Below are 22,127 nucleotides of genomic sequence, written 5' to 3'. Positions count from 1 at the left end.
GTCGCAGCTAAGAGACGTGGGGCTTTTCGGAGCACTTCCCTGTCCGCCTGTGACAAAGATAGCCACGAAGTACGAACCTTGCGGAAACCACTTTCCGCCCCATGTTTTCTTAGGTGCTGTTATGCGCTTTTTTTTAAATTTAATACAAATCTATTTCTTTCATATGGAATACCCATTTGTTGAATATTCTCACTTTCATTAATATTTGGTTCAATCAAAAGCTCCCCTTTATTATACTTTACTAGCTTATTAGCTATGCTTAATCCTAAACCATCTCCTGAAAGTCCTAATTTTTCAGCATATTCGCCTGAAACTCCATCATTAATAATTTTATCAACATTATAAGGTTTAATTTTAAGGCTTGTCATCTCTATTTTTATTGTCAAATAGTCTGGGGTTTTCTCGAACTTTACACATAACTCTGAGTTGTTTGCGATATATTTAGTCGCATTTTCAAATAATAAACTTAGAACAACTGAAATAGACTTAGGGTCTATATTCACTTTTTCATAACAATCATTAACGTTTATAATAGTTTTTTTCTGTATTAAATCAAACCAATAGGGGCTTAGATTAAAAAGAATTATTTTATGTATTTCGTGATTGTCGAATTCCAAATAGGGAGTTGGTGAACTAAGTAGATCATAAATATCAAATTCGAATCTTAATAAATTTGAGGACTTGATAAGTTTTAGTATGGATTTAGCTGACTGGTCTAAGTCATTCTTTAATGTCTCTTTAATTTCTGATATCTGGTTCCTTGCTCCTTTAGAATTGTTAGAGAGTGGAAAAGATTTTTCAAGTTCCTGATGAATATTTGTACTATGTGTTACAATGTTATGTTTTAATCTCCTAAAATTCTTATTTAACTTTTCCTCCATGTTTTGTCTAGAACTTGTCAAAAGAGGGATAAGATGAACTATGGAGTTTAAATAATGATTTAGAATTTTATTTGTAACATTTTCCTGATAAGAAATTATATAAATCTGATATCCATCTATAACAAAATAACCATGTCTCATTTTGCATTTAGCAATTGGACAAAGAACCTGAGAAAATCTATTTGCAGGTTGCTTTGGGAGGCTGTATTCGATTGGTAAACTAGAGTAAAAGGACTGCCCGTCTTTTTCTATGTGTAAGTAATCTATCATATTTATCCTTTCAAGAACAGTTGAACTATACTAGCAAGGCTAGATGCATTTTGTAAATTAAAGTGTTTCGATATTATAGAAGGAGAGAAGTCATTTTTTGCATTTATTTTATTGAGTTTAGTAATAATTTCATTCGTTTCAGGTGAATTACCTAATTCTTTTGTGAGATGACCTTTAATCCTTTCTATACATTCGCTCATTGAAAAAGCTTCTTTAGCATACTTTTCAACTAAGAATTCAAATTGATAAGTTGCCGCATTTTTACTCAATCTGCTATCTGCAACATTTATTCCTTCATGAAAAGCCTGTACTTGTCCTTCATCTTCAGAACTGTAAGCAATTACTCTTTTATGTGGGTACTTTTTCTTTAATGCGACTATTAAACCTAATCCTTCATCTTCTAATTTAAGTTTTTTGCCAACGCCTTGAATATCTACAAACAATATATGCCCCTCAACTATTTCTGTTTGACTTAATGAAGCTACATCCCGTAGTCTTGTCACATTTTTCCAGTTAGAATTTTTAAGGATATCAATTATAGGAAAGGCTCTGTCGTCTATAAATACAATTTTACAGATATTCTTGATTTCATCGAGTGTTCTTTCAGGTATAGGTTCCGATTTTGAACCAAATATTTTTTTTAGCATGTTGTTCTATTTATGTTGCGCATAACGGTTTGCGCATATGGTTTGTGGCGGGCAAATTAGAGCAAATGTTTCGGTTAAGGTTTTACGTTTCTAAAAATACAAAAACTTTGGATTTGTCAATAATTCCGCCATAAACTATATGCGCTGTTGTGGGCAGTTATTTTTTTTCAATTTTATCTTCGAGCAGTTTCATTTTACTTTCTAACTGTCTGATTTCTTGCATATTACTTTTCAGTTTTTTAATTTCTTCTCTGACTGAAGAATTTGATTCTTCTTGTGATTCATTATCATCCGATTCGTCTATCTCTTCTTCTTCAGGTTCAATGAAATCTACCGCTCCACCTTTTTGAGTGAAATCAATTAATTTGGTAATTGACTTTTCCAATGCATTCACTTTGTCACCTTCTGATTCTTTGTCAATACCAAGTTCTTCTAAAGCTGCGTCAAGTATTAATTGTATTCCATTTTCTTTCTCTGTCTTGGCTTCTTTTTTAATGTCTTGTTCAATTTTTTTATTTGACAGTTTCATTGCTTTCAGTTCTTCAGCTTTTTTTAGAATATCAATAACTCGTTCAGCAACTTTTAGCCCTTTAAGAAGTATTGTACTTACTGAAGTAGCAATTCCTGCTAAAATCGCCATTTCAATTATTAAAGAGCCTTTCTGAGCTCCGACTATTTTAAAGTCTTCTGGAGTCTGGCCTTGTGCCATTGCAATTCCACGACCTATTTCATGCCAAACAGAACCAAGTTTCTTAAAATCAGTAATATCATTTATCGCAACTCCATCTTGGAAATACACGCGCATCATAATTGTATCTTCAGGCAATTCATCATCTTCAATTGAGAATGACTTACCTAAAGTTGAGTCTAACTCATTAATTGTGTTCACGCAATTTTGAACTATAGTATTGTATTCTCCTACTTTTTTTGCCGCAGTCGCAATGTCTAAGCTGTTTTCATAAAGTATCGATTCTATATTGTTTATTCCTTCATCTCCCAAGAGCTCTAAAACTTCCAATTGTTCAAGAAATTTAATTTGCTCTAACGTCAATGAATTTAGATTTACGGTTTTCAGAGCTTTAAACAAGCTATTCTTTTCGTCTTCAAATGGCTGTTTATTATTTGAAGCGTTTTGATTCATTTTATTAAAAAGGTTCTTGTATAAATTAGGGATTTTCTCCCCGACAATGTTTGTCTTGAACCATTCTGTCAATCTTAGAAGTTCTGTTATCTGCATAGGTTTGTTTTAATTGCCCCCAACTCGTTTATACATACATATAAATTGCACAATATATGCTAAAAACAGAAATATTGTACAGTTTTATCCTACTTCGATTATCTCAAATTTAACGATTTTTTTGAATTAACCTATATTTTTTATAAATCATCATAAGGACTTCTGATGTTTTGTATACTTTTATTACTAACGTGGGTATAGAGCTCTGTTGTTTTAGAGCTCTTATGTCCAAGCAGTTCTTGAATAAAACGAATATCAGTTCCACTTTCGTGTAAATGGGTAGCATAGCTATGGCGCAACCAATGAAGCGTAACGGGTTTCTTTATTCCTGCCTTTTTTATTGCTTTCTTAATGATTTTTAACACTCTTTAACCCGAATTATTCACCAATCTTAAAGTTTAAGGATATTAACGTCTGAAAGTCAGTGTTTTAACTGAATCTCCTGTAAAATTTGAGAAACCCATTTTTGGGTATTTGTGTATTTGTAAGATTTTGATTTAATTTTGATCTATTCGTCGTTACAAGCCCCGCGAAATATACATATATTACTTTAGGTCTTGTGCCTAGAATAGATTTAAAATTAAATGCATGAATAATCCGGGTTAATTCTCCTATAAGAAAAGTGTGTTTCAATGGTAATCACTCCCGGCCCTGACGGATACGGAAATCCTGATGAACTGTTGTGCCCAGCTGTAGGCTCAAAAAGAGCGACCTTGGAAGCTCCTTTTTGCGCCTAAATTCGTAATTAACGAATTCGTAATTGATTAATTCGTAATTCGTAATTGAATCATTCGTAATTGAATCATTCATAATTGAATAAACAGCGTAGCACAACAGGAAGCAGATTGGAGGAGTAGGCAGATATAGGCCGCCATATCAATCTATTAAACATAAAACAACAGCATCGGTGTGGGTTCAGCTTCTACTCTACTCTCTTTAATCCTATTCTTTTTCTTGCAACATCCAATTGAATTACTTCTACGGTAACATGTTCATGCAACTTGATGTAATCTGCTGGGTTTTCAACGTAGGTATTTGCTAAATTGGATTTGTGAATCAAACCATTTTCTTTGATACCAATGTTGACAAATGCTCCAAAATTGGTGACGTTGGTGACAATTCCATTGAGTTTTTTGCCTACCGATAAGTCATCAATTGTGTTTACTGTGCTGTCAAATTCTAAGACCTTTACTTTCTTTCTTGGATCGCGTCCTGGTTTTTTCAATTCTTTTATGATGTCCTCGAATGTAAATGCGTCTATGTAGGAGAAATCGGATTGTTTCAAACTATCTAAGACTTCCGCATTACCAATTAAATCCTCAACCGTCATATTTAATTGTTTGGCCATTTTTTCGATTGCTGCATAAGATTCAGGATGTACAGCAGAATTATCCAAAGGAATTTTTCCGTCCGTAATTCTTAAAAAACCTGCACATTGTTCAAATGCTTTTTCTCCAAGTCGTTTGACTTTTTTCAGTTGTTTTCGCGATGAAAATCCGTTATTCTCTCTTCGGAATTCTACTATATTTTCTGCCAATTGAGGTCCTAATCCAGAAACATAGCTCAATAAATATGGAGATGCTGTATTTAGATTCACCCCCACTTCGTTTACCGCAGAAATCACTACATCGTCCAAACTTTCTTTCAGTAGTTTTTGGTCAACTTCGTGCTGGTATTGCCCAACTCCAATTGATTTTGGATCAATTTTCACCAATTCTGCCAAAGGATCCATTAATCTTCGTCCGATGGAAACTGCACCACGGACTGTAACATCATAATCTGGAAATTCTTGTCGGGCGATGGAACTCGCACTGTACACCGAAGCGCCGTCTTCAGAAACGACAAAAATATCTATATCCGTTTTGAATTTTATGCGTTTCACCATAAATTCTGTTTCTCGACTTGCAGTTCCATTTCCAATCGCAATGGCATCAATTTTATGTGCTTCCACCAATTGCCAAATCTTACTTTTTGCTTTATCTGTTTCTCGCTGTGGAGCGTGTGGAAAAATAGTTGCGTTGGTCAGTAACTCACCTGCTTCATCGATACAAACAACTTTACAGCCTGTTCTAAATCCTGGATCGATGGCTAAAATGCGTCTTTTCCCTAAAGGTGGAGCGAGTAGCAATTGTCTCAAATTATCTGAAAACACCTTTATGGCACTTATATCTGCTTCCGTTTTCTTCTCCGATAAAGCTTCATTCTCCAAGGCTGGATGTAACAATCTTTTATAAGCATCTTCATACGCCAATTCAATTTGTTCGTTCATTGGAGAATTTCCTTTCACATAATAACGGTGTAGAAAATCAAAAATATGATCTTCGTCTACCACAACTTTCATGCGTAACAATCCTTCTTTATTGGCACGATAAATCGCCAAGAATCGATACGAAGGACATTTCTTAAGGGAAGACGAATAATCAAAATAATCTCGGTATTTCTCAGCTTCTTCTTTTTTCGTTTTCACGACTTTTGAAGTCAGCTGACTATAATTGGAATACGATTTCCGCAAGCGACTTCTCACTGCACTATTTTCGTTGATCCATTCTGCAATAATATCTCGCGCTCCAGCCAAAGCCGCTTCTGCGTCGTTTACTTTATCTTTCACAAATCGTTTTGCTGCATCTTCTGGAGTTTGACCACCTTGCGACATAATGAGTTTTGCCAGACCTTCCAATCCTAATTGTCGGGCGGCTTCTGCTCTTGTTTTTCGTTTCTTTTTATACGGTAAATAAAGATCTTCTAATTCATTGAGATCAAAACACGCATTGATTTTATTTCTTAATTCATCCGTTAAAGCTTCTTGTTCTTCAATGGCTTTTTTGATGGTTGTTTGTCGGTCGGTTATTTTATTGTACTGCAAACTTGCATCACGAATGTTGGCAATTTCAACCTCATCGAGTCCGCCTGTTGCTTCTTTTCTGTAACGAGAAATAAAAGGAATAGTCGCTCCTTCGGAAAGCAATTTTAGAGTTGCTTCAATGTTTTTGGATTGAAGTTGGGTATGATTGAGAATATATTTTACTTCGTTCATTGATCATTGTTTTTAACGCGATAAAAATAAGAATAATGCAGGTTAAAGCAATTGTCTGGTCAATTCATACAAAGCGATATTAGCAGCTTGTGCCACATTTATACTGCTATTTTCTCCAAACATCTCAATATGAAGAGTTTCATCCATCAATTCCAATACATCTTCTGAAACGCCAAAATTCTCATCACCTACAATTAAAGCTATGGGACGAGATAAGGGAAATTGATAAGTTTGAATCGCCTGACTTGTTTTTGTAATTTCTATGGCCATCATTTGAATACCTTTATTTTTTAGATCTTTGACAACTTCCAAAGTAGAATCATGCAATTCGTAAGGCACATATTTCTCCGTAGAACGAGAAGTTTTCGTCACTTTTCTTCCTAGGTTGACTTCGCCACATAAAATCAGTTTTTCAACGCCAAAAGCATCAGCAATGCGAAACAAACTTCCGATATTCGGTGCATTTGTTACGTTATCGCAGATAAGAAAAATGGGAAACTTCCGCTTTTTGAATCGGTTATTGTAATGTGTGAGTTGCATTATCTCGACTTTATTTATTCTAGATCCTAAAAATAATAAAATGATAATTAGATAAAGCTATAACTTACTTAGCAAGTAGATTTAACTTTTTCTGTTTTTTAATTTATCAAAAATTAATACGTTTATATCAATCAATCGCTCAAAAAATCTATATTTATAGGTACAATATTTATTTTTTGTATTTAAAACGAAATTCATGAAACAAGTTTTTACATCTATATTTTTCGCTTCGATATTCGCAGCATGCACATCGGCAAACTCGACATCTGATGCGAATTCAACAAATTCAACTGACACGGCAAAGCAGGATAAAACCGTTGAAGATTCTCTACCACCTGTGGAAACGAGAAAAGCAAATGCTGATTTTGAACCTGCCTTTGAAGGTCAAACCAGAATTGCAGGTGTGAAGACAGAAACACCTTATAAAACGAAAATCATCACCAAAGAGTTAAAGAAACCATGGGGAATTGTAGAACTTCCAGATGGACGTTTACTCATCAACGAAAACGAAGGAGTAATGCGCATTGTCGATGTTTCAACTGGAAAAGTAAGTGAAAAAATCACAGGAATTCCAGAAGTTGATGATCGTGGTCAAGGAGGATTATTAGGCTTGACTTTATCGCCAGACTTTTCAAATAGTCGAATGATTTATTGGACTTTTACCGAAAGAGTTGACGATGGAAATCATACGGCAGTGGCCAAAGGAAAATTAGCAGATGATGAAAAATCGATTAAAAATGTAGAAGTAATTTACCGTGCTACTCCCACTTATGACGGAAAACTACATTATGGCGGCCGAGTGATTTTTGATGAAAACGGCGATTTATTTGTAAGCATTGGAGAGCGTTCCGACAAAGAAACCCGCGTAAAAGCACAAGATTTGAACACCTCATTTGGAAAAATAATTCACATCACCACCGATGGAAAACCAGTTGCTGGAAATCCATTTGAAAGCCAAGAAGGAGCATTACCAGAAATCTATACTTATGGTCACCGCAATCCACAGGGCTTGGCTTTTCACCCCGTAACAGGTGACTTATGGAGCAACGAATTTGGTCCGCGCGGTGGAGACGAATTGAATTTAATTAAACCCGGAAACAACTATGGTTGGCCAATAATCACCTACGGAATTGAATATGCAGGCGGGAAAATTGGCGATCCCGTAATTCAGCAAAAAGAAGGCATGGAACAACCTGTTTATTACTGGGACCCTGTGCTTTCTCCAAGCGGAATGACATTTTATAAAGGAAACAACATTCCTGAATGGGAAAATAATCTTTTCCTCTGCGGATTAAACAGTAATCACATTGCAAGGCTGGTCATCGAAAACAATAAAGTCGTTGGTGAAGAAAGAATTCTAGCTGACGAAGGAGAACGATTTAGAGCGATAACGCAAGGAGAGAATGGGGAACTTTTTGTGGTAACGGATGGGGGGAAGCTATATTCAATTACGAATTAGTCAATTACGAATTAGACAATTACGAATTATGGAATTACGAATGGTTTAATTACGAATTAGGGGGAATTACGAATTACGAATGGGAGAATTACGAATTACGAATGGGAGAATTACGAATTACGAATGGGAGAATTACGAATTAGGAAATTACGAAGGATTTAATTACGGATTGGGTGATGATTTGGGAGCCTTTTTCCATCTCCGTTGGGGCTTGTTTTAATTACGAATGGTTTAATTACGAATTACGAATGGGAGAATTACGAATTACGAATTAGTCAATTACGAATTACGAATGAGAGAATTACGAATTATACGGAAAGTATTTTAGATTGTTTGGTGGATATTGTTTTTATTATTTGTAACTTTATTAAGCAGTTTTAATACTTTTAAAAACCTAAATCACATGAAAGATAATATCATTCAAACCAAAAGTTATGCTTTTTCCTTAAAAATCATCAGTCTTTACAAACATTTACAAAGCGACAAAAAAGAGTATGTTTTAAGTAAACAAATCTTACGTTCGGGAACATCAATTGGAGCAAATATTGAAGAAGCAATTGGAGGTCAATCTAAGAAAGACTTTTTCGCTAAACTCACCATTTCATATAAAGAAGCCCGAGAAACTAAATACTGGATTAGACTTTTACGAGATTCACAATATTTAGAACCAACACATAGTCAGAACTTGATTAATGATATTGAAGAGATTTTAAGAATTATCGGTAGTATTCAGAAATCAATTAGAAAAGGTTAGTCAATTACGAGTTAGTCAATTACGAATTAATCAATTACGAATTACGAATTACGAATTACGAATTGTTCAATTACGAATTACGAATTGTTCAATTACGAATTACGAATTGGGGTTTAAAAAGGATTTTGGATTGAATTAATATTAATGTTTATCGGGAACTTTGCCAGTAATTTAATAAACTATAATAAAAATTACTCTCTTTTACTTGACAAGGTTCTTCCATATTTGAAAATCTTAATTTTCAAATATGATCAGGATGACGGTTTTGGGAGTTGGGAAGCAATCGAGTGAGAGAAAAGAGAAATTTGCGAAGGATCTTGTAAATTAACATTTTACCACATGATCAGCGGCTTAGATATATTCACTAGTAAAGTATCAGATAGGCATTTTAATACTTAAATTAGATTAATCCCAAAGAAAAGATATGAGTTAATGGTATTCTTTCACTTTTGCGATGAATTCGTAATTCTTAAATTCGTAACTTTTAAAGTTAGCTGGATACAAAAAAGTCTTTTCAAATGTATAAAATATTATTATATAGTTTATTCCTATTCTCTTTCTCCATTCTTTTCGGACAAGATCCAGACTCCCTACAAAAGTCTCAAGCGACTGAGTTCGAAGCCATAGAAATACGTGCTTATTTCAACAAGCAACCACTTTTAGGTCTCACTTCTTCCGCTCAAAACATTTCTTCTGAGCAAATTGAATTACAACAAACCACCACTTTATTGCCTGCTGTAAACACAGTTCCAGGAATCCGAATGGAAGAACGTTCGCCTGGAAGTTACCGTTTGGCTATGCGCGGCAGCTTGATCCGTTCGCCTTTTGGGATTCGCAACACCAAGATTTATATGGACGAATTTGTGTTGACTGACGCTGGTGGAAATACTTATTTAAATCTTATAGACCCAGCTTCTATTACTTCTATTCATGTGCTGAAAGGTCCAGACGGTTCACTTTATGGTGCCAATTCTGGCGGAGTTATTCGTATGCAGCCTAAAGGGTTTAATGTGCGTAAAAACAAAGGTTCACTTTTGTTAAATGGCGGTTCTTTTGGCCTATTTCAAGAACAACTTTCTGTTCAGCGAAAAGTCAATGACAAATACTCTTTTTCAGTTGATCAATCATTTATGCGTTCCGATGGTTATCGCGATCAATCGGCATTGAATAAATTCACTTTTCAAACAGCTCATAAATGGCAATATTCCAAAAAGAATGAACTACGTGTTTTGGCTTTATTTTCTGATTTAAATTATGAAACGCCAGGCGGATTAACCGAATTTCAATTTATAGAAAACCCGACTATGTCTCGTCCAGCGGGAGGACCAAATCCATCAGCTTCCGAACAACAAGCAGGAATTTACAATCAAACATTTTTTGGTGGAATTGCACACGATGCCCAAATCACTCAGAATTTATCGCATACCATTAGCATTTTTGGTTCCCACACCGATTTCGAAAACCCCTTCATTACCAATTATGAATTTAGAAAAGAACAAAATATCGGATTGCGGACTTTTCTTTCTTACAAAGACACCATCAATTCAAATATAAAATGGCAAATGCAATTAGGATTTGAAGGTCAAAAAGGATGGAATGAAATTGATAATTTCGACAACAATCAAGGAACGCCAGGGGATCCACAAGCGAAAGATGAATTGGATAATCTGCAAGGCAGTTACTTTTATCGGACAAATGCGAATCTATTTAATCGTTGGACTATCGAAGCTTCTATTGGATTGAATCAAGCGAAAATCTATTATCAATCGATTTATCCAATCGTTCAAAATCCAACAGGTGAAATCAATTTCGGGAATATTTTAATACCAAGAGTGGCGACTTCTTATTTGATCACCAAAACTTTAGCCCTACGAGGAAGTATTTCCAAAGGTTATTCTCCACCTACCATAGCCGAAGTGCGTTCTTCCGATAACACGATTAACATTGAATTAAAACCAGAGACAGGAATCAATTATGAAGGTGGTTTGCGTTGGGAGTCAAAAAATAGAAGATTCATTACTGATCTTGGCTATTATTTCTACGACATGAACAACGGAATCGTAAGACAATTGAACCAAGACGGTGCAGAATATTTCGTCAATGCTGGAGAAATGAATCAACAAGGAATTGAAGCTTCGTTTTTGGGTCATATACTTGTCCCCAACAAAAAACGATTCATCAGCAATCTAAATTTTCAAACGGCATTTACCTACAATCATTATCGTTTTGGAGATTATCAAGTGAAATACAATGATTATTCACAAAACAAAGTCACCGCAGTTCCCGATTATACTTGGTCGAATACCTTGACGTTTAAATTTCCTAAAAACTTCGGTTTAAACATTTCGCATTATTACACTTCATCAATGCCCTTGAATGATGCTAACACTGTTTATTCAGATGAATTTCATTTGGTGCAACTCAAAGCCACATGGAAATGGCAACTTTCAACAGCTTTCCAATTGGAATTTTTCGCAGGAATTGATAATCTACTCAATGAAAAATACAGTTTAGGAAATGATATTAATGCTTATGGAAGTCGGTATTTTAATCCTGCAGCGAAACGGAATTATTATGGTGGGGTGAAGGTTGAGTTTTAAATCAATTACGAATGGTCAATTACGAATGGTTCAATTACGAATGGTTCAATTACGAATGGTTCAATTACGAATGGTTCAATTACGAATTACGAATTAAACACACATTTTCTAACTTTACTCAAAGAATTATTTGCATGTTTTCATTTCTTTTTCAAATTCTTCTTGTCCGATCCGCTTTTCATGTGCATTACAATTAATTTTATTTCGTAGTTCAACAGCAAACTCTTTATCTACTCCTTCGGCAATCAATATATTCCCTTGATACAATGAGTTTTGTATAAATTTTGAGACAACCACCTTATTATATGAAACACCAGTGATGAATTGTCTGTAATTATGTAATGAGAATACTTTTAACTCATGTATACCAAGACTATTTGTTATTCCAATCACATTGTTTTTTTTACTAATAGAATCATTTGTTACTATTGCAGCATCAATATTTTTACTTGACAAATATTTTTTTGGTTCTTTAGTTCTATTTACGGCATATAGTTTATAAAACTTTTTATCCCCAAAACCAATAAGACTGTACCATTGTTTACTCCAAATAAGGCGAACATCTTTGATTAACGTATCATTACTGTCAAATTCCTTTTGATATAGGCTGGCAATCGCTGCGGTATCTTTTTCTTGAGCAAAACCAATACCAGGTAGAGGGTCAAAGCGTATAACATCAGAAAGTTGAACAATATAAAGGATCCGTGAGTAATCAGCTTTATGTTTCGACTGAGTGACATTTGGTGTTTCCAATACAGATAACGTAACTTCTTTCAATTCATCCGCTAAAATAGCACGATAAAATTCCAATAAGGAAGAAGTTTTCAACCTTGATTGTTTATAGTAATCTAAACAAGGACATTTTATTTCGGATTGACTATAAATTTGAAAGTGAAACAAAAGCAAGAATAAAAATAAGTAGATTTTCATAAAAATTCTATGAGGGACAAAATTAACCCGGATTATTCATGCATTTAATTTTAAATCTATTCTAGGCACAAGACCTAAAGTAATATATGTATATTTCGCGGGGCTTGTAACGACGAATAGATCAAAATTAAATCAAAATCTTACAAATACACAAATACCCAAAAATGGGTTTCTCAAATTTTACAGGAAATACAGTTAAAATACTGACTTACAGATGTTAACATTCTTAAACTTTAAGATTGGTGAATAATTCGGGTTAAGAAATAAAACCTTACCATTTCTATACCTGAAAATTCAAGTAAATAACCTACAGGTGATACTGAAGTATATTGGACTGATTAAAATACATTTTTCAATTGTCCATTATCAATTATCCTCTATCTTTACCTTTTCCAAATATTTTTTACAATATGTCCAGACAATCCATTTTCCTAAACATAAAAATCATCGATTTATCCACTGTTCTAGCAGGACCATCTGTGGGTTCTTTTTTTGCTGAACTCGGTGCGGAAGTCATTAAAATTGAACATCCTGAACATCCTGATGTGACGCGCTTGTGGAAAATGCCGAATGAAGACAAAGACAGTTCCGTTTCGGCTTATTTTTCGAGTATTAATTATAAAAAAGTGTATCGTCAGTTAAATCTTAGAATGGAGAATCACCGTGAACAGTTATTTGAAGAATTAAAGTCGGCAGATATCATTTTGATGAACTTTAAATTAGGCGATCAAGAGAAATTGCAGATAACAGATGAAAAACTTCATGAGATTAATCCACAAATCATCATCGGGAAAATCAATGGATTTGGAGCAAAAAGTGACCGCGTAGCTTATGATTTGATATTGCAAGCAGAAACGGGAATAATGTCCATGAATGGAACGCCTAAAAGCGGCCCCGTTAAAATGCCAATCGCTTTTATTGATGTCTTGGCTGCGCATCATTTAAAGGAAGGATTACTCATTGAATTGTTTGCCAAAAAAGGAAATGAGCACTATCAAGGGAAAAGCTTAAGCGTTTCATTGTACGACGCTGCGGTAAGTTCTTTGGTGAATCAAGCTTCCAATTACTTGATGAATAATCATGTTCCACAGCGCATTGGCTCTTTACACCCGAATATTGCTCCTTATGGTGAGTTATTTGAAACAACAGACCATAAAACCATTACTTTTGCCATTGGTAGCAATCGCCATTTTAAGCAACTTTGTTCATTTTTAGATATAGAAAACCTTGCCAAGGACGAACGATTTAAAAATGTGCAACAACGCGTAAAAAACAGAACACTTCTTTTTGAATTATTGAATGAAAAGATAAAACAATTTTCAGCGGATGAAATACTGACTTACATGCACCAAAACTTTGTGCCTTGTGGTGAAGTGAAAGATTTAGAAGCCGTATTTGAAACTAAAGCCGCTAAAGATTTGGTAAGGACAGAAGTGATAGACGGAAAAGAAACAAAGCGGGTAAGTGGAATTGCTTTTCAGATAAAAGATCTATAATTAGAAATCATAAAAAAAAAGCCGAATTAAATTCGACTCTTTTTAATCTAAAAATAAATTATTTGGAATGCTATGATTTTATTTTACAAAATCTTTTACTTCCGTTAGTAATTGTGTATCTCTAACTGCACCCAAAATTCTTTTTTCAACTTTTCCATCTCCATTAATTAACATCATTGTTGGATATGCACGGACTTGGTATCTTCTAGCCAAAGCAGGTCCTTCACCTTTTTCCATATCAATTTTCACATTAATAAAGTTTTCATTAAAAACCTTTCCCACTTCTTCGTCTTTAAAAGTAGTTCTATCCATCATTTTACAGGGACCACACCAAACGGCGTAAGCATCCAAAAAGATTAACTTATCTTCTTTTTTTGCCTTTTCTATGGCTTCTTTAAAACTTATAGATTCAAACTGAATCCCTTTTTCATTATCACTTGCTGGTGACCAAATAAAAGCAGTCGTTACGAAAGCAATTAAAACTGTGGCGATACTTAAATATTTCATGTTCTTTAATTTATTATGCTAAAGTTACAAAACTCAATTTAAATTCAGCATATTTGATTTAATATTACCAAGGCACAAATCAAAATTCATGCCTTTAAAATTAATTAGATGGATGTAATAAGTTTAGACGCTTCGAAAGAAACATTAGAGCCTGTTTTTTCTTTTATAGACCTCTGGAACAGTGACAATGAAGTAATTTCTCAATTGACTTCAGGTTCAACAGGAAATCCAAAAGAGATTAAGATTGAAAAATGGAAAATGGAAGTTTCTGCGAAAATGACAGGAAAATTTCTCAACCTAAATAATTGCAAATCAGCTCTTTTATGCATGTCAACGCAATATATCGGAGGAAAAATGATGGTTGTTCGTGCACTTCAATTTAACCTCCAGCTCTACGTAACAAATGTTACACGAAATCCCTTAGAGAAAATAACGAAACCAATTGATTTTGCTGCGATGGTTCCATTGCAAGTTGAGCATATTTTAAGAGAAAATCCAGAAAAGTTAAATTTAATTAAATATTTAATTATCGGTGGCGCTCCTGTTTCAAACCAATTAATAGAACAACTAAAACAATTCAATTGTAATGCGTATTCAACATTTGGTATGACAGAAACAGTATCACACATTGCTTTAAAAGAATTAAAACACACCAGCGCACCATTTCGTGCAATAGGACACACAAAACTAACTACAAAAGAAGGTAGATTGGTAATTACAAACGATGAATTAGGTCTCAATAATTTGGAAACAAATGATATTGTGGAGTTAATAAATGAAACTTCATTTCATTGGCTTGGAAGGTCTGATTTTGTTATAAATTCTGGTGGTGTAAAGATACATCCAGAAAAAATTGAAGAGAAAATTGCAGAAACAATCTGTTCTAGCAACTTTATTATCAGCTCTATTCCTGATGACAAATTAGGTAACAAGGTAGTTTTTATTGGAGGAGATGAATTAAAAAGCGCTGATCTTAAAGAAAAAATAAACAACTTAATAACGCCTTATGCGCGTCCGAAGGAATATTTCTTTTTATCTTCGCTACATAAAACCCCATCAGGAAAAATAGATAGAATTAAAACTACTGCAGCAATTCAATGAGTACCCGCCGATATTTTCAAATCTTAGGAATAACACCCACAAAAAACTTAAAGGTGATTAAAAGAGCTTATCGAAAGATGGCTATGAAATATCATCCAGATAGAAACCCATCGGCGGCTGCCAAAGATAAATTCATTGCGGTAAATGAGGCTTATGAGCGTATTTTACTTGCGATCGAACGCGGAGAGCAACCACAAAGAAGAACTAAACAATCAACCCGAAGTCGAACAACACAACAACAAACAACACAAAGAAGACATACACAAAGAACTACGACAAAATCCTCACGAACTGCCGAGGAGGTACGAGAGGAAAAAATGAAACAAGCTCGTAAACGTTACGAACAACGAAAGCGTTATGAAGCAGCCGAAAATGAGCGATATTATAAAAGCCTAACAACAGGAAAATTATGGAGACGTTTCAAAATAATCATGTTTACCTGCACATTTCTTTCGTTACTTATTTCTATGGATTTATATCTTTTCCCTTCACATTTAATGATGAATCAGATCTCAAAGCAAAATACACAAATTGGGTATTCTGGTGCTGGAAATTTACCTACTTCACCTGTTCAGTTTGAAAATGGGCAGAAAGCATGGATAACAATAGATTTTATTGATTTGAGTCAGAAAAATTATTTGTACTTAGAACGTTCTTTGTTTTTTAAAGAAATAAAATCTGTCAAAATTTGGCGAAACTTTGAATGGCGAAGTTACGTTCCTGACTATAGTTTAGTGAGTACCTACCCATTAATTCCAGCCATCCTGATGTTTCCTTTAATAACTTTTTTAATCAAGGGAAGAACTTTTACTTTTAGTATCTTTTTTCAAATTAGTTATAAATTCATGCCTTTCTTCTTGTTGGGTTTTCTTATATCCAATGACAGATGGGCACATGTAATCAGTTTAGGAATACTGTAGGTTTATGTAGAACACATTTTTCACATTACACTTATGAGGAAAATTCATTATTTAAAACCTCCCATAACTTTTGCATAGGCAGTCCCATAACATTATAAAAACAACCTTCAATTTTTGTTACACCAATCATCCCTATCCACTCCTGGATGCCGTATGCACCAGCTTTATCATACGGTTGATACTTTTTAATATAATAATCTATCTCTGCTTCCGTCAACCGATTAAAAAAGACTTTTGTTTTGACAGAAAATGATGATTGATGATTTTGACTCTGCAAACAAACACCTGTAATGACCTCATTCACACTATTTGACAATTCTTTCAACATAGCTTTCGCCTCATGTTCATTCTTTGGTTTTTCCAATATATGTCCTTCATGAATAACAACAGTATCGGAGGTAAGTAAAACTTCATCCATACCAATATTAGACTTCAATGGCTCTGCTTTTAATTGTGATAAAAACACAGGAACCTCTTCAATAGGAAGCGTCTCAGGATAAACCTCTTCAACTTCTTTTTTACGAATTTCACATTGAACACCTAGATCTTCTATGAGTTGTTTCCTTCTTGGTGATGATGAACCTAAAATAATTTTTTTGAAAACATAGAACCAAAATGTTATATGATGAGTAAAAGCCAATAGATAGGGAGAAACATTCCAAAAACCATTGTTAATTTTAGGCTATAATTAATTTTCCTTAATCGATTTGGAGTTACTTTCTGCAATAAAAGCACTAAAGAAATTGTAGCAGAAACTGCACTAAAAAGTAATGGAAGTAGCGCTACTCCATCGATGAAACCATTTTGCCAAAATAATAATATAGGAATTGATAAAGCCATGGATATTATGACAAAAATAATCGCTACAAGGCGCGCTTTACTTAATCCGTAAACAATAGGAATTGTTCGTGCTTTCAATACTAAATCTCCCTTCACATCTTCCATGTCTTTAACAATTTCTCGTACCCAATTAAGAACAAACGCAAAGACTCCTAGACCAAAACCTAAATAAATGGGGAAGAGAGTATATGCGTCTAAATGAAATGGAAATACCTGATCTAACAAGATTGTTCGAAAAATATCTTGGTAATATATCCCAACTAAAATTGGCACCAAAGCTGTTAAAAGTGCAATAACAACATTTCCAATTACAAGTGTTCTTTTAAGCTGCATTGAGTAAAACCAAAGAAAATTAATTGACAAAAGATGGATAAAAACATACCAAAATGTATCATTAATTAATCCTAGGTAAATTGCGATTCCAAAGGCAATAAAGTTAAGAATCCAATGAAACACAATAGCCCAACGACGTTTTATAAATTTTGAAATAATTGTTTTATCCGGACGGTTTATGCGATCCGCTCGTACGTCAAAATAATCATTAATGATATTTCCTGCTGCAGCAATCATAACTGTTGAAATGACCAATAAGAAAAAGTCAAAGGTTTTAACTAGGAGTTTATCTTCGTGAAAAGGAGCATAAACTACATCTAAATACCCACCGATACTATACATTGTTGCTGCAATAATCAGCAAATTAACAGGACGAATTAATTTAAAAAAATGGATCATTTTATAATTCTATATTCGGTACGTCTATTTTCTTGATGTGCTTTTTCTTTTGCTTCAACAGATTCCATTTCATTAATTTCCTCATCACTATTTATAGGACGCTCCTCACCATATCCTTTGTATGTTAGTCTTTCTTGAGCTATTCCTTTGTTAACGATATAATCAAATACAGCTTTTGCCCTATCTTCAGAAAGCTTTTGATTGGCTTTATCGTCTCCACGTGTATCAGTGTGACCACCAATTTCAATTTTTATTTCGGTATTTTCTGTTAAGAAATTGTAGAGTTTATTCAATTCCACATGAGAAGTTGGACGTAAAGTAGACTTCCCTAAATCAAAAAATACATTTGCCAACAAAACAGGTTGTTCATCAGTTAGAGGGATCATAGGAACATCCATTTGAATAGCTTCGTCACTTTCTTTCATATTAAAGTTTTTTGAAAAGAACGTGTAGCCAGGAAAAGTTACATTCAACGCATATTCCTTTTGCGTAGGCAATGCAACTAAAAACTCACCCGTTAATGGATCTGCTTCTGAAGCAATTACAGTTTCCCCATTAGATAAATCAATTAACTCAAATTTTCCTTTTAACGGTTTGCTCGTAATGGCATCATACACTAAACCTTCAAAATATGTGGTCTTTATTGGACGTAATTCTTCTGGTAGCTCAAAGTAGTAAATATCTAACTTCCCTTCACCCCCTTCTCTGTCAGATGCAAAAAACGCAATCTCTCCATCAGGTCCAACAAGCAAAGAATTTTCGTTGCTTTCTGTATTTATTGGATACCCAAGATTAACTGGATCTCCCCAATTCCCAAGTGGATCTTTACGTGACATGTAGATATCTGTACCACCTAAACCAATATGTCCATCTGATGCAAAATACAACGTTTGTCCATCTGGGTGAATCATTACAGATGATTCCATTCTTTTGGTATTTATATTCATGGGCAATGGTTTTGGCTTTCCCCATGTTCCATCTGCCTGTTTTTCACTCACATGAATATCACTTCTTTGATTTCGTTGTTGTCCAACTCTTCGAATAAAATATAAAGTTTTACCGTCAGCGGATAAAGATGGTTGCGATTCCCACGTAAATGAATTCACTTTTCCTGGCAGATTAACCGGCAAGGTCCACTCATTTCCAATTCTTTCCGTAACAAATAAGTCACAACTTCCTTTTCCTTCTCTGTTAGGTCCATAGTTTCTTCCTGTAGCATCTGCACAAGCAACAAAGATAAGGGTTCTACCATCAGCTGAAATAGTTGGAGCACCTTCATTTTGAGGTGTATTTATATGCCTTGGCATCGGAACTGATTTTGTCCAAACATTCTCTTTGTTTAATCGAGATACAAAAAAGTCCTCTTGCCCTCTCGGAGATCCATCATTGTTGGGAACTTCTCTTGTAAACAATAAAGTTTTTCCATCGACAGTTATTGTAGGAAAATACTCTGGATGCTTCGTGTTAATTCCTTTTCCTACATTGACAGGATGAATGCTTAATGGATTTTTACGGGCTTCTAAAGAAAATTCAGCACTTGTTTTTAAATATTCTGCAGCATGCAACATTTTATTGGACATGTTTCTATTATCTCCTGCTAATATTTTATCAAAATATCGTATTGCATCCTTAAATTCTGAATTTCTCATTTGCAATTCACCAATATCTAGGTACAGTTGACCGTTGAGATTTGCAGAAGGACGAATTTCCAATGATTTTTTATAGTGATGAACTGCCTTTTTATTTTTACCCGAAAGTCTGTAAAACTCACCAATCATTTGATGGGCTTCAAGAAAGTTCTCATCTTTTTTTAATGCTTTTTGTAACAGTTCAATCCCAGCTTCAAAATCTGGCCGACCTGTTCGCACATCAATGTTTTTTTGCGGTGCTGCGCGTCCCTCTTCGTAAAGTTTAATAGCTCTCTTGCTTTTTGTACTGTATCCCATTTGGGCAGTCGCACAACTACTGATTAATAAAGCAAATAGTGTAAAAAGTAAAACAAAGTTTTTTATCATAATTCTAAGGTATATTCATGTATTTATGTGTCTGCAAAGAAATCTTCCATTGTGGATGATTCTTTACATAATCGATAATTAGGGGCAACATTTGTGCCTCTTTTGACCATTCTGGTTGGAGATATAGTAAACAATCATCGTTTACTTTTTCAGCGTGTTCTTCGGCCCATTTAAAATCGTTTTTATTGAAAATAACCACTTTGAGTTCATTTGCTTTTTCATAAGCCTCTTCAACCGGTTTTTTAAATTTCTTTGGAGAAAAACAATACCAATCTACTTTTGCATCTAAAGGATAGCACCCCGAAGTTTCAATAGCTACTTCTTTCCCTTCGTTTTGCAATGCAGAAACTAAGTTTTCGATTTTATACATGGCAGGTTCGCCGCCCGTAACAACCACAAAATTTGTATTTGTTGTATTGACCTCCTCTAGCAATGTTTCCAAAGTAGTATCAGGGTGATTTTCTGCCTCCCAGCTTTCCTTTACATCACACCAAACACAACCAACATCACAACCACCTGTTCGAATAAAGTAAGCCGCTCTTCCAGAATAATGTCCTTCGCCTTGAATGGTATAAAAAGATTCCATCACAGGCCAAGATGTCCGTTTTTTTGCAATTGTTTCTTCCATCACTTCAAAAGTAATGAAAACCTTTTAAATAATTAGAAACGACCTTAATGATGAGTTATGAATTATGAACGATGAATGGGCTTATTTGTCAGAGATGAATGTTTTTACCATTTATAATTCATCGCATTTCATTCATAATTACCAAATAATATTCTTATCTTAATTGGAATAACCATCTTAAAATCATCGTATCATGAAAAAATCCATTGAAAATGTTTTGCTTTCAAAATCTTTATTATTTGCAATTAGAATCGTCAAACTATACAAGTATTTATCTACTGATAAACGGGAGTACGTTTTGAGTAAACAGCTTTTACGAAGTGGAACGGCCGTAGGAACTTTGATAAGAGAGGCTCAAAATGCAGAAAGCAAAAAGGACTTTATCCATAAATTAGCGATTGCTCAAAAAGAATGCGATGAAACAAGTTATTGGTTTGAGTTATTAAAAGAAACTGAATACATAAATCAAAATCAATTTGAAAGTGTAAATCAAAATGCTGTGGAGTTATTAAAAATGATTAAAAGCTCTATTTTAACAATTAAGCAGAAGCTTTGATATAACGATAATAACAGAGAACCTTGGTTTGTTGCGAATGATGAATTGTACAATATTCATAATTCATCGTTCATAATTCATCATTATTTTCAGTTCATCAACGTCATATACCAATCTTGTTTGAGTTTTGCATACTCTTCATAAAATGCTTCGAGTTGCTCTTGTGCTCTTTTTTCGGTTTTGCTTGATCGATTCCTTAATGTTTCATAAGTCTCCTTAATTAAGGAAACAATGTTTGAACCCAATAAAAACTGACTTGTTTTGGGATTTACATTATAAGCTTCGTAAATCACATCAATTTTCTTTTTTTCAAATTCTGAATCTACACTATGTGGTTCGCTGCGTGTTAACTTTTCATAGATTGGTAATAATTTGGCGCTCAATTCTACAAAATGGCGCATTACATAAACTGCACTGTTTAATGACTTAATGTTTTTTGCTTCCATAATGATTGCTTTCCTAAAAGACGTGAATTTCCTTGTTTAGGTTGGTTTTTAAACATGATTTAAAGGAGAATAATATCATTAATGGACTGAAAGTGTTTGAAATGAAAGGCCAGAAACAGAACGCAATTATCAAAATTACTATTTGAAATTTCTTAAGTTAATTAAACTTTCAGAACCTCAAAAAAGTCAATAAAACTGTCCATTTCCGACCCATCAAAATTTAAAACAATCTAATAATGATTGAGGTGGAATTAAGGTTGGGTTAATTATAGTTCGACGTTTTTTACAAATTAAACTTTCCAACCCAGTCATTTGCCAGTTGGATTTCTCCACCTAAAGCCTCGTCGTTGTCTTCGTTGTAAAGTGAAAATCTTGTGATTTCTTCTTGTTGATGTTGCGGATAAAACTCTAAAGACAAACTATGTGTTACTTTATCCCTTTTGCCGTGCGTTACAACTTCTCTTACCTGACGGTTTACTTTACACAATTTTATATTTTCTAAATTAACATGTCGGAATATTTCCTCTGTTTTTT

Annotated in this window: 21 protein-coding genes and 1 pseudogene; 8 read left to right on the top strand and 14 right to left on the bottom strand. The window is 34.1% G+C overall.

Annotation, left to right across the window (positions count from 1 at the left end; genetic code table 11):
- Positions 1–119: 119 nt before the first annotated feature.
- The 6 genes and pseudogenes from CW751_RS07220 to CW751_RS07195 all read right to left on the bottom strand — a co-directional run bounded on the left by CW751_RS07220 (position 120) and on the right by CW751_RS07195 (position 6,609).
- On the bottom strand, positions 120–1,151 hold the full coding sequence (locus tag CW751_RS07220) for an ATP-binding protein (RefSeq protein ID WP_101334333.1): 1,032 nt from the start codon (positions 1,149–1,151) through the stop codon (positions 120–122).
- A 2-nt stretch (positions 1,152–1,153) separates the two neighbouring features.
- Entirely contained in the window at positions 1,154–1,798 is a 645-nt protein-coding gene (locus CW751_RS07215) for a hypothetical protein (protein WP_101334332.1), read from the bottom strand.
- 157 nt (positions 1,799–1,955) lie between these two features.
- Complete coding sequence (locus CW751_RS07210) at positions 1,956–3,035, bottom strand: hypothetical protein (protein ID WP_133122152.1); 1,080 nt, start codon at positions 3,033–3,035, stop codon at positions 1,956–1,958.
- Positions 3,036–3,175: 140 nt separating this feature from the next.
- Positions 3,176–3,394, bottom strand: a pseudogene (locus CW751_RS07205) (tyrosine-type recombinase/integrase); the annotation flags it as partial.
- A 563-nt stretch (positions 3,395–3,957) separates the two neighbouring features.
- Complete coding sequence (locus CW751_RS07200) at positions 3,958–6,069, bottom strand: Tex family protein (protein WP_101334329.1); 2,112 nt, start codon at positions 6,067–6,069, stop codon at positions 3,958–3,960.
- Between the two features lie 42 nt (positions 6,070–6,111).
- A complete protein-coding gene (locus CW751_RS07195; protein WP_101334328.1) occupies positions 6,112–6,609 on the bottom strand; it encodes a TrmH family RNA methyltransferase in 498 nt (165 codons plus the stop codon).
- A gap of 196 nt (positions 6,610–6,805) precedes the next feature.
- Here CW751_RS07195 and CW751_RS07190 point away from each other — a divergent pair, with 196 nt between their 5' ends.
- The 4 genes from CW751_RS07190 (at position 6,806) to CW751_RS07180 (ending at position 11,422) form a co-directional block, all read left to right on the top strand.
- Complete coding sequence (locus CW751_RS07190) at positions 6,806–8,068, top strand: PQQ-dependent sugar dehydrogenase (RefSeq protein WP_101334327.1); 1,263 nt, start codon at positions 6,806–6,808, stop codon at positions 8,066–8,068.
- A 79-nt stretch (positions 8,069–8,147) separates the two neighbouring features.
- On the top strand, positions 8,148–8,288 hold the full coding sequence (locus CW751_RS15370) for a hypothetical protein (RefSeq protein ID WP_165779241.1): 141 nt from the start codon (positions 8,148–8,150) through the stop codon (positions 8,286–8,288).
- A gap of 183 nt (positions 8,289–8,471) precedes the next feature.
- The gene (locus tag CW751_RS07185) at positions 8,472–8,822 is read left to right on the top strand and encodes a four helix bundle protein (protein ID WP_101334326.1); all 351 of its coding nucleotides are present in this window, start codon (positions 8,472–8,474) and stop codon (positions 8,820–8,822) included.
- A gap of 518 nt (positions 8,823–9,340) precedes the next feature.
- Positions 9,341–11,422, top strand: coding sequence for a TonB-dependent receptor (locus tag CW751_RS07180; protein ID WP_101334325.1), 2,082 nt, complete (start codon positions 9,341–9,343; stop codon positions 11,420–11,422).
- A gap of 126 nt (positions 11,423–11,548) precedes the next feature.
- Here the strand turns inward: CW751_RS07180 and CW751_RS07175 are convergent, their stop codons facing one another.
- Positions 11,549–12,250 (bottom strand): hypothetical protein, encoded by a 702-nt coding sequence (locus CW751_RS07175; RefSeq protein WP_133122151.1) that lies wholly within the window; start codon positions 12,248–12,250, stop codon positions 11,549–11,551.
- 512 nt (positions 12,251–12,762) lie between these two features.
- On the opposite strand from CW751_RS07175, the gene CW751_RS07170 reads away from it, so the two are divergent.
- Positions 12,763–13,848, top strand: a complete 1,086-nt coding sequence (locus tag CW751_RS07170; RefSeq protein WP_240612544.1) for a CaiB/BaiF CoA transferase family protein — start codon at positions 12,763–12,765, stop codon at positions 13,846–13,848.
- 78 nt (positions 13,849–13,926) lie between these two features.
- Here the strand turns inward: CW751_RS07170 and CW751_RS07165 are convergent, their stop codons facing one another.
- Positions 13,927–14,355 carry a thioredoxin family protein gene (locus CW751_RS07165; protein ID WP_101334323.1) on the bottom strand — a complete coding sequence of 143 codons (429 nt, stop codon included), beginning with the start codon at positions 14,353–14,355 and terminating at the stop codon, positions 13,927–13,929.
- A 108-nt stretch (positions 14,356–14,463) separates the two neighbouring features.
- On the opposite strand from CW751_RS07165, the gene CW751_RS07160 reads away from it, so the two are divergent.
- Both CW751_RS07160 and CW751_RS07155 read left to right on the top strand, forming a co-directional pair.
- The gene (locus CW751_RS07160) at positions 14,464–15,456 is read left to right on the top strand and encodes an AMP-binding protein (RefSeq protein WP_101334322.1); all 993 of its coding nucleotides are present in this window, start codon (positions 14,464–14,466) and stop codon (positions 15,454–15,456) included.
- A complete protein-coding gene (locus CW751_RS07155) occupies positions 15,453–16,376 on the top strand; it encodes a J domain-containing protein (protein WP_101334321.1) in 924 nt (307 codons plus the stop codon). The genes CW751_RS07160 and CW751_RS07155 overlap by 4 nt, the downstream gene beginning before the upstream one ends.
- 31 nt (positions 16,377–16,407) lie before the next feature.
- Here CW751_RS07155 and CW751_RS07150 read toward each other — a convergent pair whose 3' ends face one another.
- Genes CW751_RS07150 through CW751_RS07135 form a run of 4 tightly spaced genes read right to left on the bottom strand, consistent with a single transcriptional unit; the run spans position 16,408 to position 20,591 of the window.
- Entirely contained in the window at positions 16,408–17,016 is a 609-nt protein-coding gene (locus tag CW751_RS07150) for a Maf family nucleotide pyrophosphatase (RefSeq protein WP_240612543.1), read from the bottom strand.
- Positions 16,995–17,948: a geranylgeranylglycerol-phosphate geranylgeranyltransferase gene (locus CW751_RS07145; RefSeq protein WP_101334320.1), complete on the bottom strand. Its 954-nt coding sequence runs from the start codon at positions 17,946–17,948 to the stop codon at positions 16,995–16,997. The genes CW751_RS07150 and CW751_RS07145 overlap by 22 nt, the downstream gene beginning before the upstream one ends.
- Positions 17,945–19,963 carry an OmpA family protein gene (locus CW751_RS07140; protein WP_101334319.1) on the bottom strand — a complete coding sequence of 673 codons (2,019 nt, stop codon included), beginning with the start codon at positions 19,961–19,963 and terminating at the stop codon, positions 17,945–17,947. Before CW751_RS07140 ends, CW751_RS07145 begins: the two co-directional genes overlap by 4 nt.
- A gap of 4 nt (positions 19,964–19,967) precedes the next feature.
- Positions 19,968–20,591 carry a 7-carboxy-7-deazaguanine synthase QueE gene (locus CW751_RS07135; protein ID WP_205677799.1) on the bottom strand — a complete coding sequence of 208 codons (624 nt, stop codon included), beginning with the start codon at positions 20,589–20,591 and terminating at the stop codon, positions 19,968–19,970.
- Positions 20,592–20,784: 193 nt separating this feature from the next.
- Between CW751_RS07135 and CW751_RS07130 the strand changes: the two genes are divergently transcribed.
- Positions 20,785–21,147 carry a four helix bundle protein gene (locus tag CW751_RS07130; RefSeq protein ID WP_101334318.1) on the top strand — a complete coding sequence of 121 codons (363 nt, stop codon included), beginning with the start codon at positions 20,785–20,787 and terminating at the stop codon, positions 21,145–21,147.
- Positions 21,148–21,236: 89 nt separating this feature from the next.
- Here CW751_RS07130 and CW751_RS07125 read toward each other — a convergent pair whose 3' ends face one another.
- Positions 21,237–21,593: a hypothetical protein gene (locus CW751_RS07125; protein WP_101334317.1), complete on the bottom strand. Its 357-nt coding sequence runs from the start codon at positions 21,591–21,593 to the stop codon at positions 21,237–21,239.
- Positions 21,594–21,876: 283 nt separating this feature from the next.
- Entirely contained in the window at positions 21,877–22,080 is a 204-nt protein-coding gene (locus tag CW751_RS07120; protein ID WP_101334316.1) for a hypothetical protein, read from the bottom strand.
- Positions 22,081–22,127 lie beyond the last annotated feature (47 nt).

Source organism: Brumimicrobium salinarum, from assembly GCF_002844555.1.
Taxonomy (GTDB): Bacteria; Bacteroidota; Bacteroidia; order Flavobacteriales_D; family Crocinitomicaceae; genus Brumimicrobium; species Brumimicrobium salinarum.
This window is presented reverse-complemented; position numbering and strand designations above follow the sequence as displayed.

Excerpts from the sequence above, each read along its gene's own strand:
- CW751_RS07215 (WP_101334332.1), bottom strand. The coding sequence starts at position 1,798 with ATGCTAAAAAAAATATTTGGTTCAAAATCGGAACCTATACCTGAAAGA.
- CW751_RS07185 (WP_101334326.1), top strand. The coding sequence starts at position 8,472 with ATGAAAGATAATATCATTCAAACCAAAAGTTATGCTTTTTCCTTAAAA.
- CW751_RS07135 (WP_205677799.1), bottom strand. The coding sequence starts at position 20,591 with ATGGAAGAAACAATTGCAAAAAAACGGACATCTTGGCCTGTGATGGAA.
- CW751_RS07130 (WP_101334318.1), top strand. The coding sequence starts at position 20,785 with ATGAAAAAATCCATTGAAAATGTTTTGCTTTCAAAATCTTTATTATTT.
- CW751_RS07125 (WP_101334317.1), bottom strand. The coding sequence starts at position 21,593 with ATGGAAGCAAAAAACATTAAGTCATTAAACAGTGCAGTTTATGTAATG.
- CW751_RS07180 (WP_101334325.1), top strand. The coding sequence starts at position 9,341 with ATGTATAAAATATTATTATATAGTTTATTCCTATTCTCTTTCTCCATT.
- CW751_RS07200 (WP_101334329.1), bottom strand. The coding sequence starts at position 6,069 with ATGAACGAAGTAAAATATATTCTCAATCATACCCAACTTCAATCCAAA.
- CW751_RS07155 (WP_101334321.1), top strand. The coding sequence starts at position 15,453 with ATGAGTACCCGCCGATATTTTCAAATCTTAGGAATAACACCCACAAAA.
- CW751_RS07165 (WP_101334323.1), bottom strand. The coding sequence starts at position 14,355 with ATGAAATATTTAAGTATCGCCACAGTTTTAATTGCTTTCGTAACGACT.
- CW751_RS07190 (WP_101334327.1), top strand. The coding sequence starts at position 6,806 with ATGAAACAAGTTTTTACATCTATATTTTTCGCTTCGATATTCGCAGCA.
- CW751_RS07210 (WP_133122152.1), bottom strand. The coding sequence starts at position 3,035 with ATGCAGATAACAGAACTTCTAAGATTGACAGAATGGTTCAAGACAAAC.
- CW751_RS15370 (WP_165779241.1), top strand. The coding sequence starts at position 8,148 with ATGGGAGAATTACGAATTACGAATGGGAGAATTACGAATTACGAATGG.
- CW751_RS07170 (WP_240612544.1), top strand. The coding sequence starts at position 12,763 with ATGTCCAGACAATCCATTTTCCTAAACATAAAAATCATCGATTTATCC.
- CW751_RS07145 (WP_101334320.1), bottom strand. The coding sequence starts at position 17,948 with ATGATCCATTTTTTTAAATTAATTCGTCCTGTTAATTTGCTGATTATT.
- CW751_RS07140 (WP_101334319.1), bottom strand. The coding sequence starts at position 19,963 with ATGATAAAAAACTTTGTTTTACTTTTTACACTATTTGCTTTATTAATC.
- CW751_RS07195 (WP_101334328.1), bottom strand. The coding sequence starts at position 6,609 with ATGCAACTCACACATTACAATAACCGATTCAAAAAGCGGAAGTTTCCC.
- CW751_RS07220 (WP_101334333.1), bottom strand. The coding sequence starts at position 1,151 with ATGATAGATTACTTACACATAGAAAAAGACGGGCAGTCCTTTTACTCT.
- CW751_RS07160 (WP_101334322.1), top strand. The coding sequence starts at position 14,464 with ATGGATGTAATAAGTTTAGACGCTTCGAAAGAAACATTAGAGCCTGTT.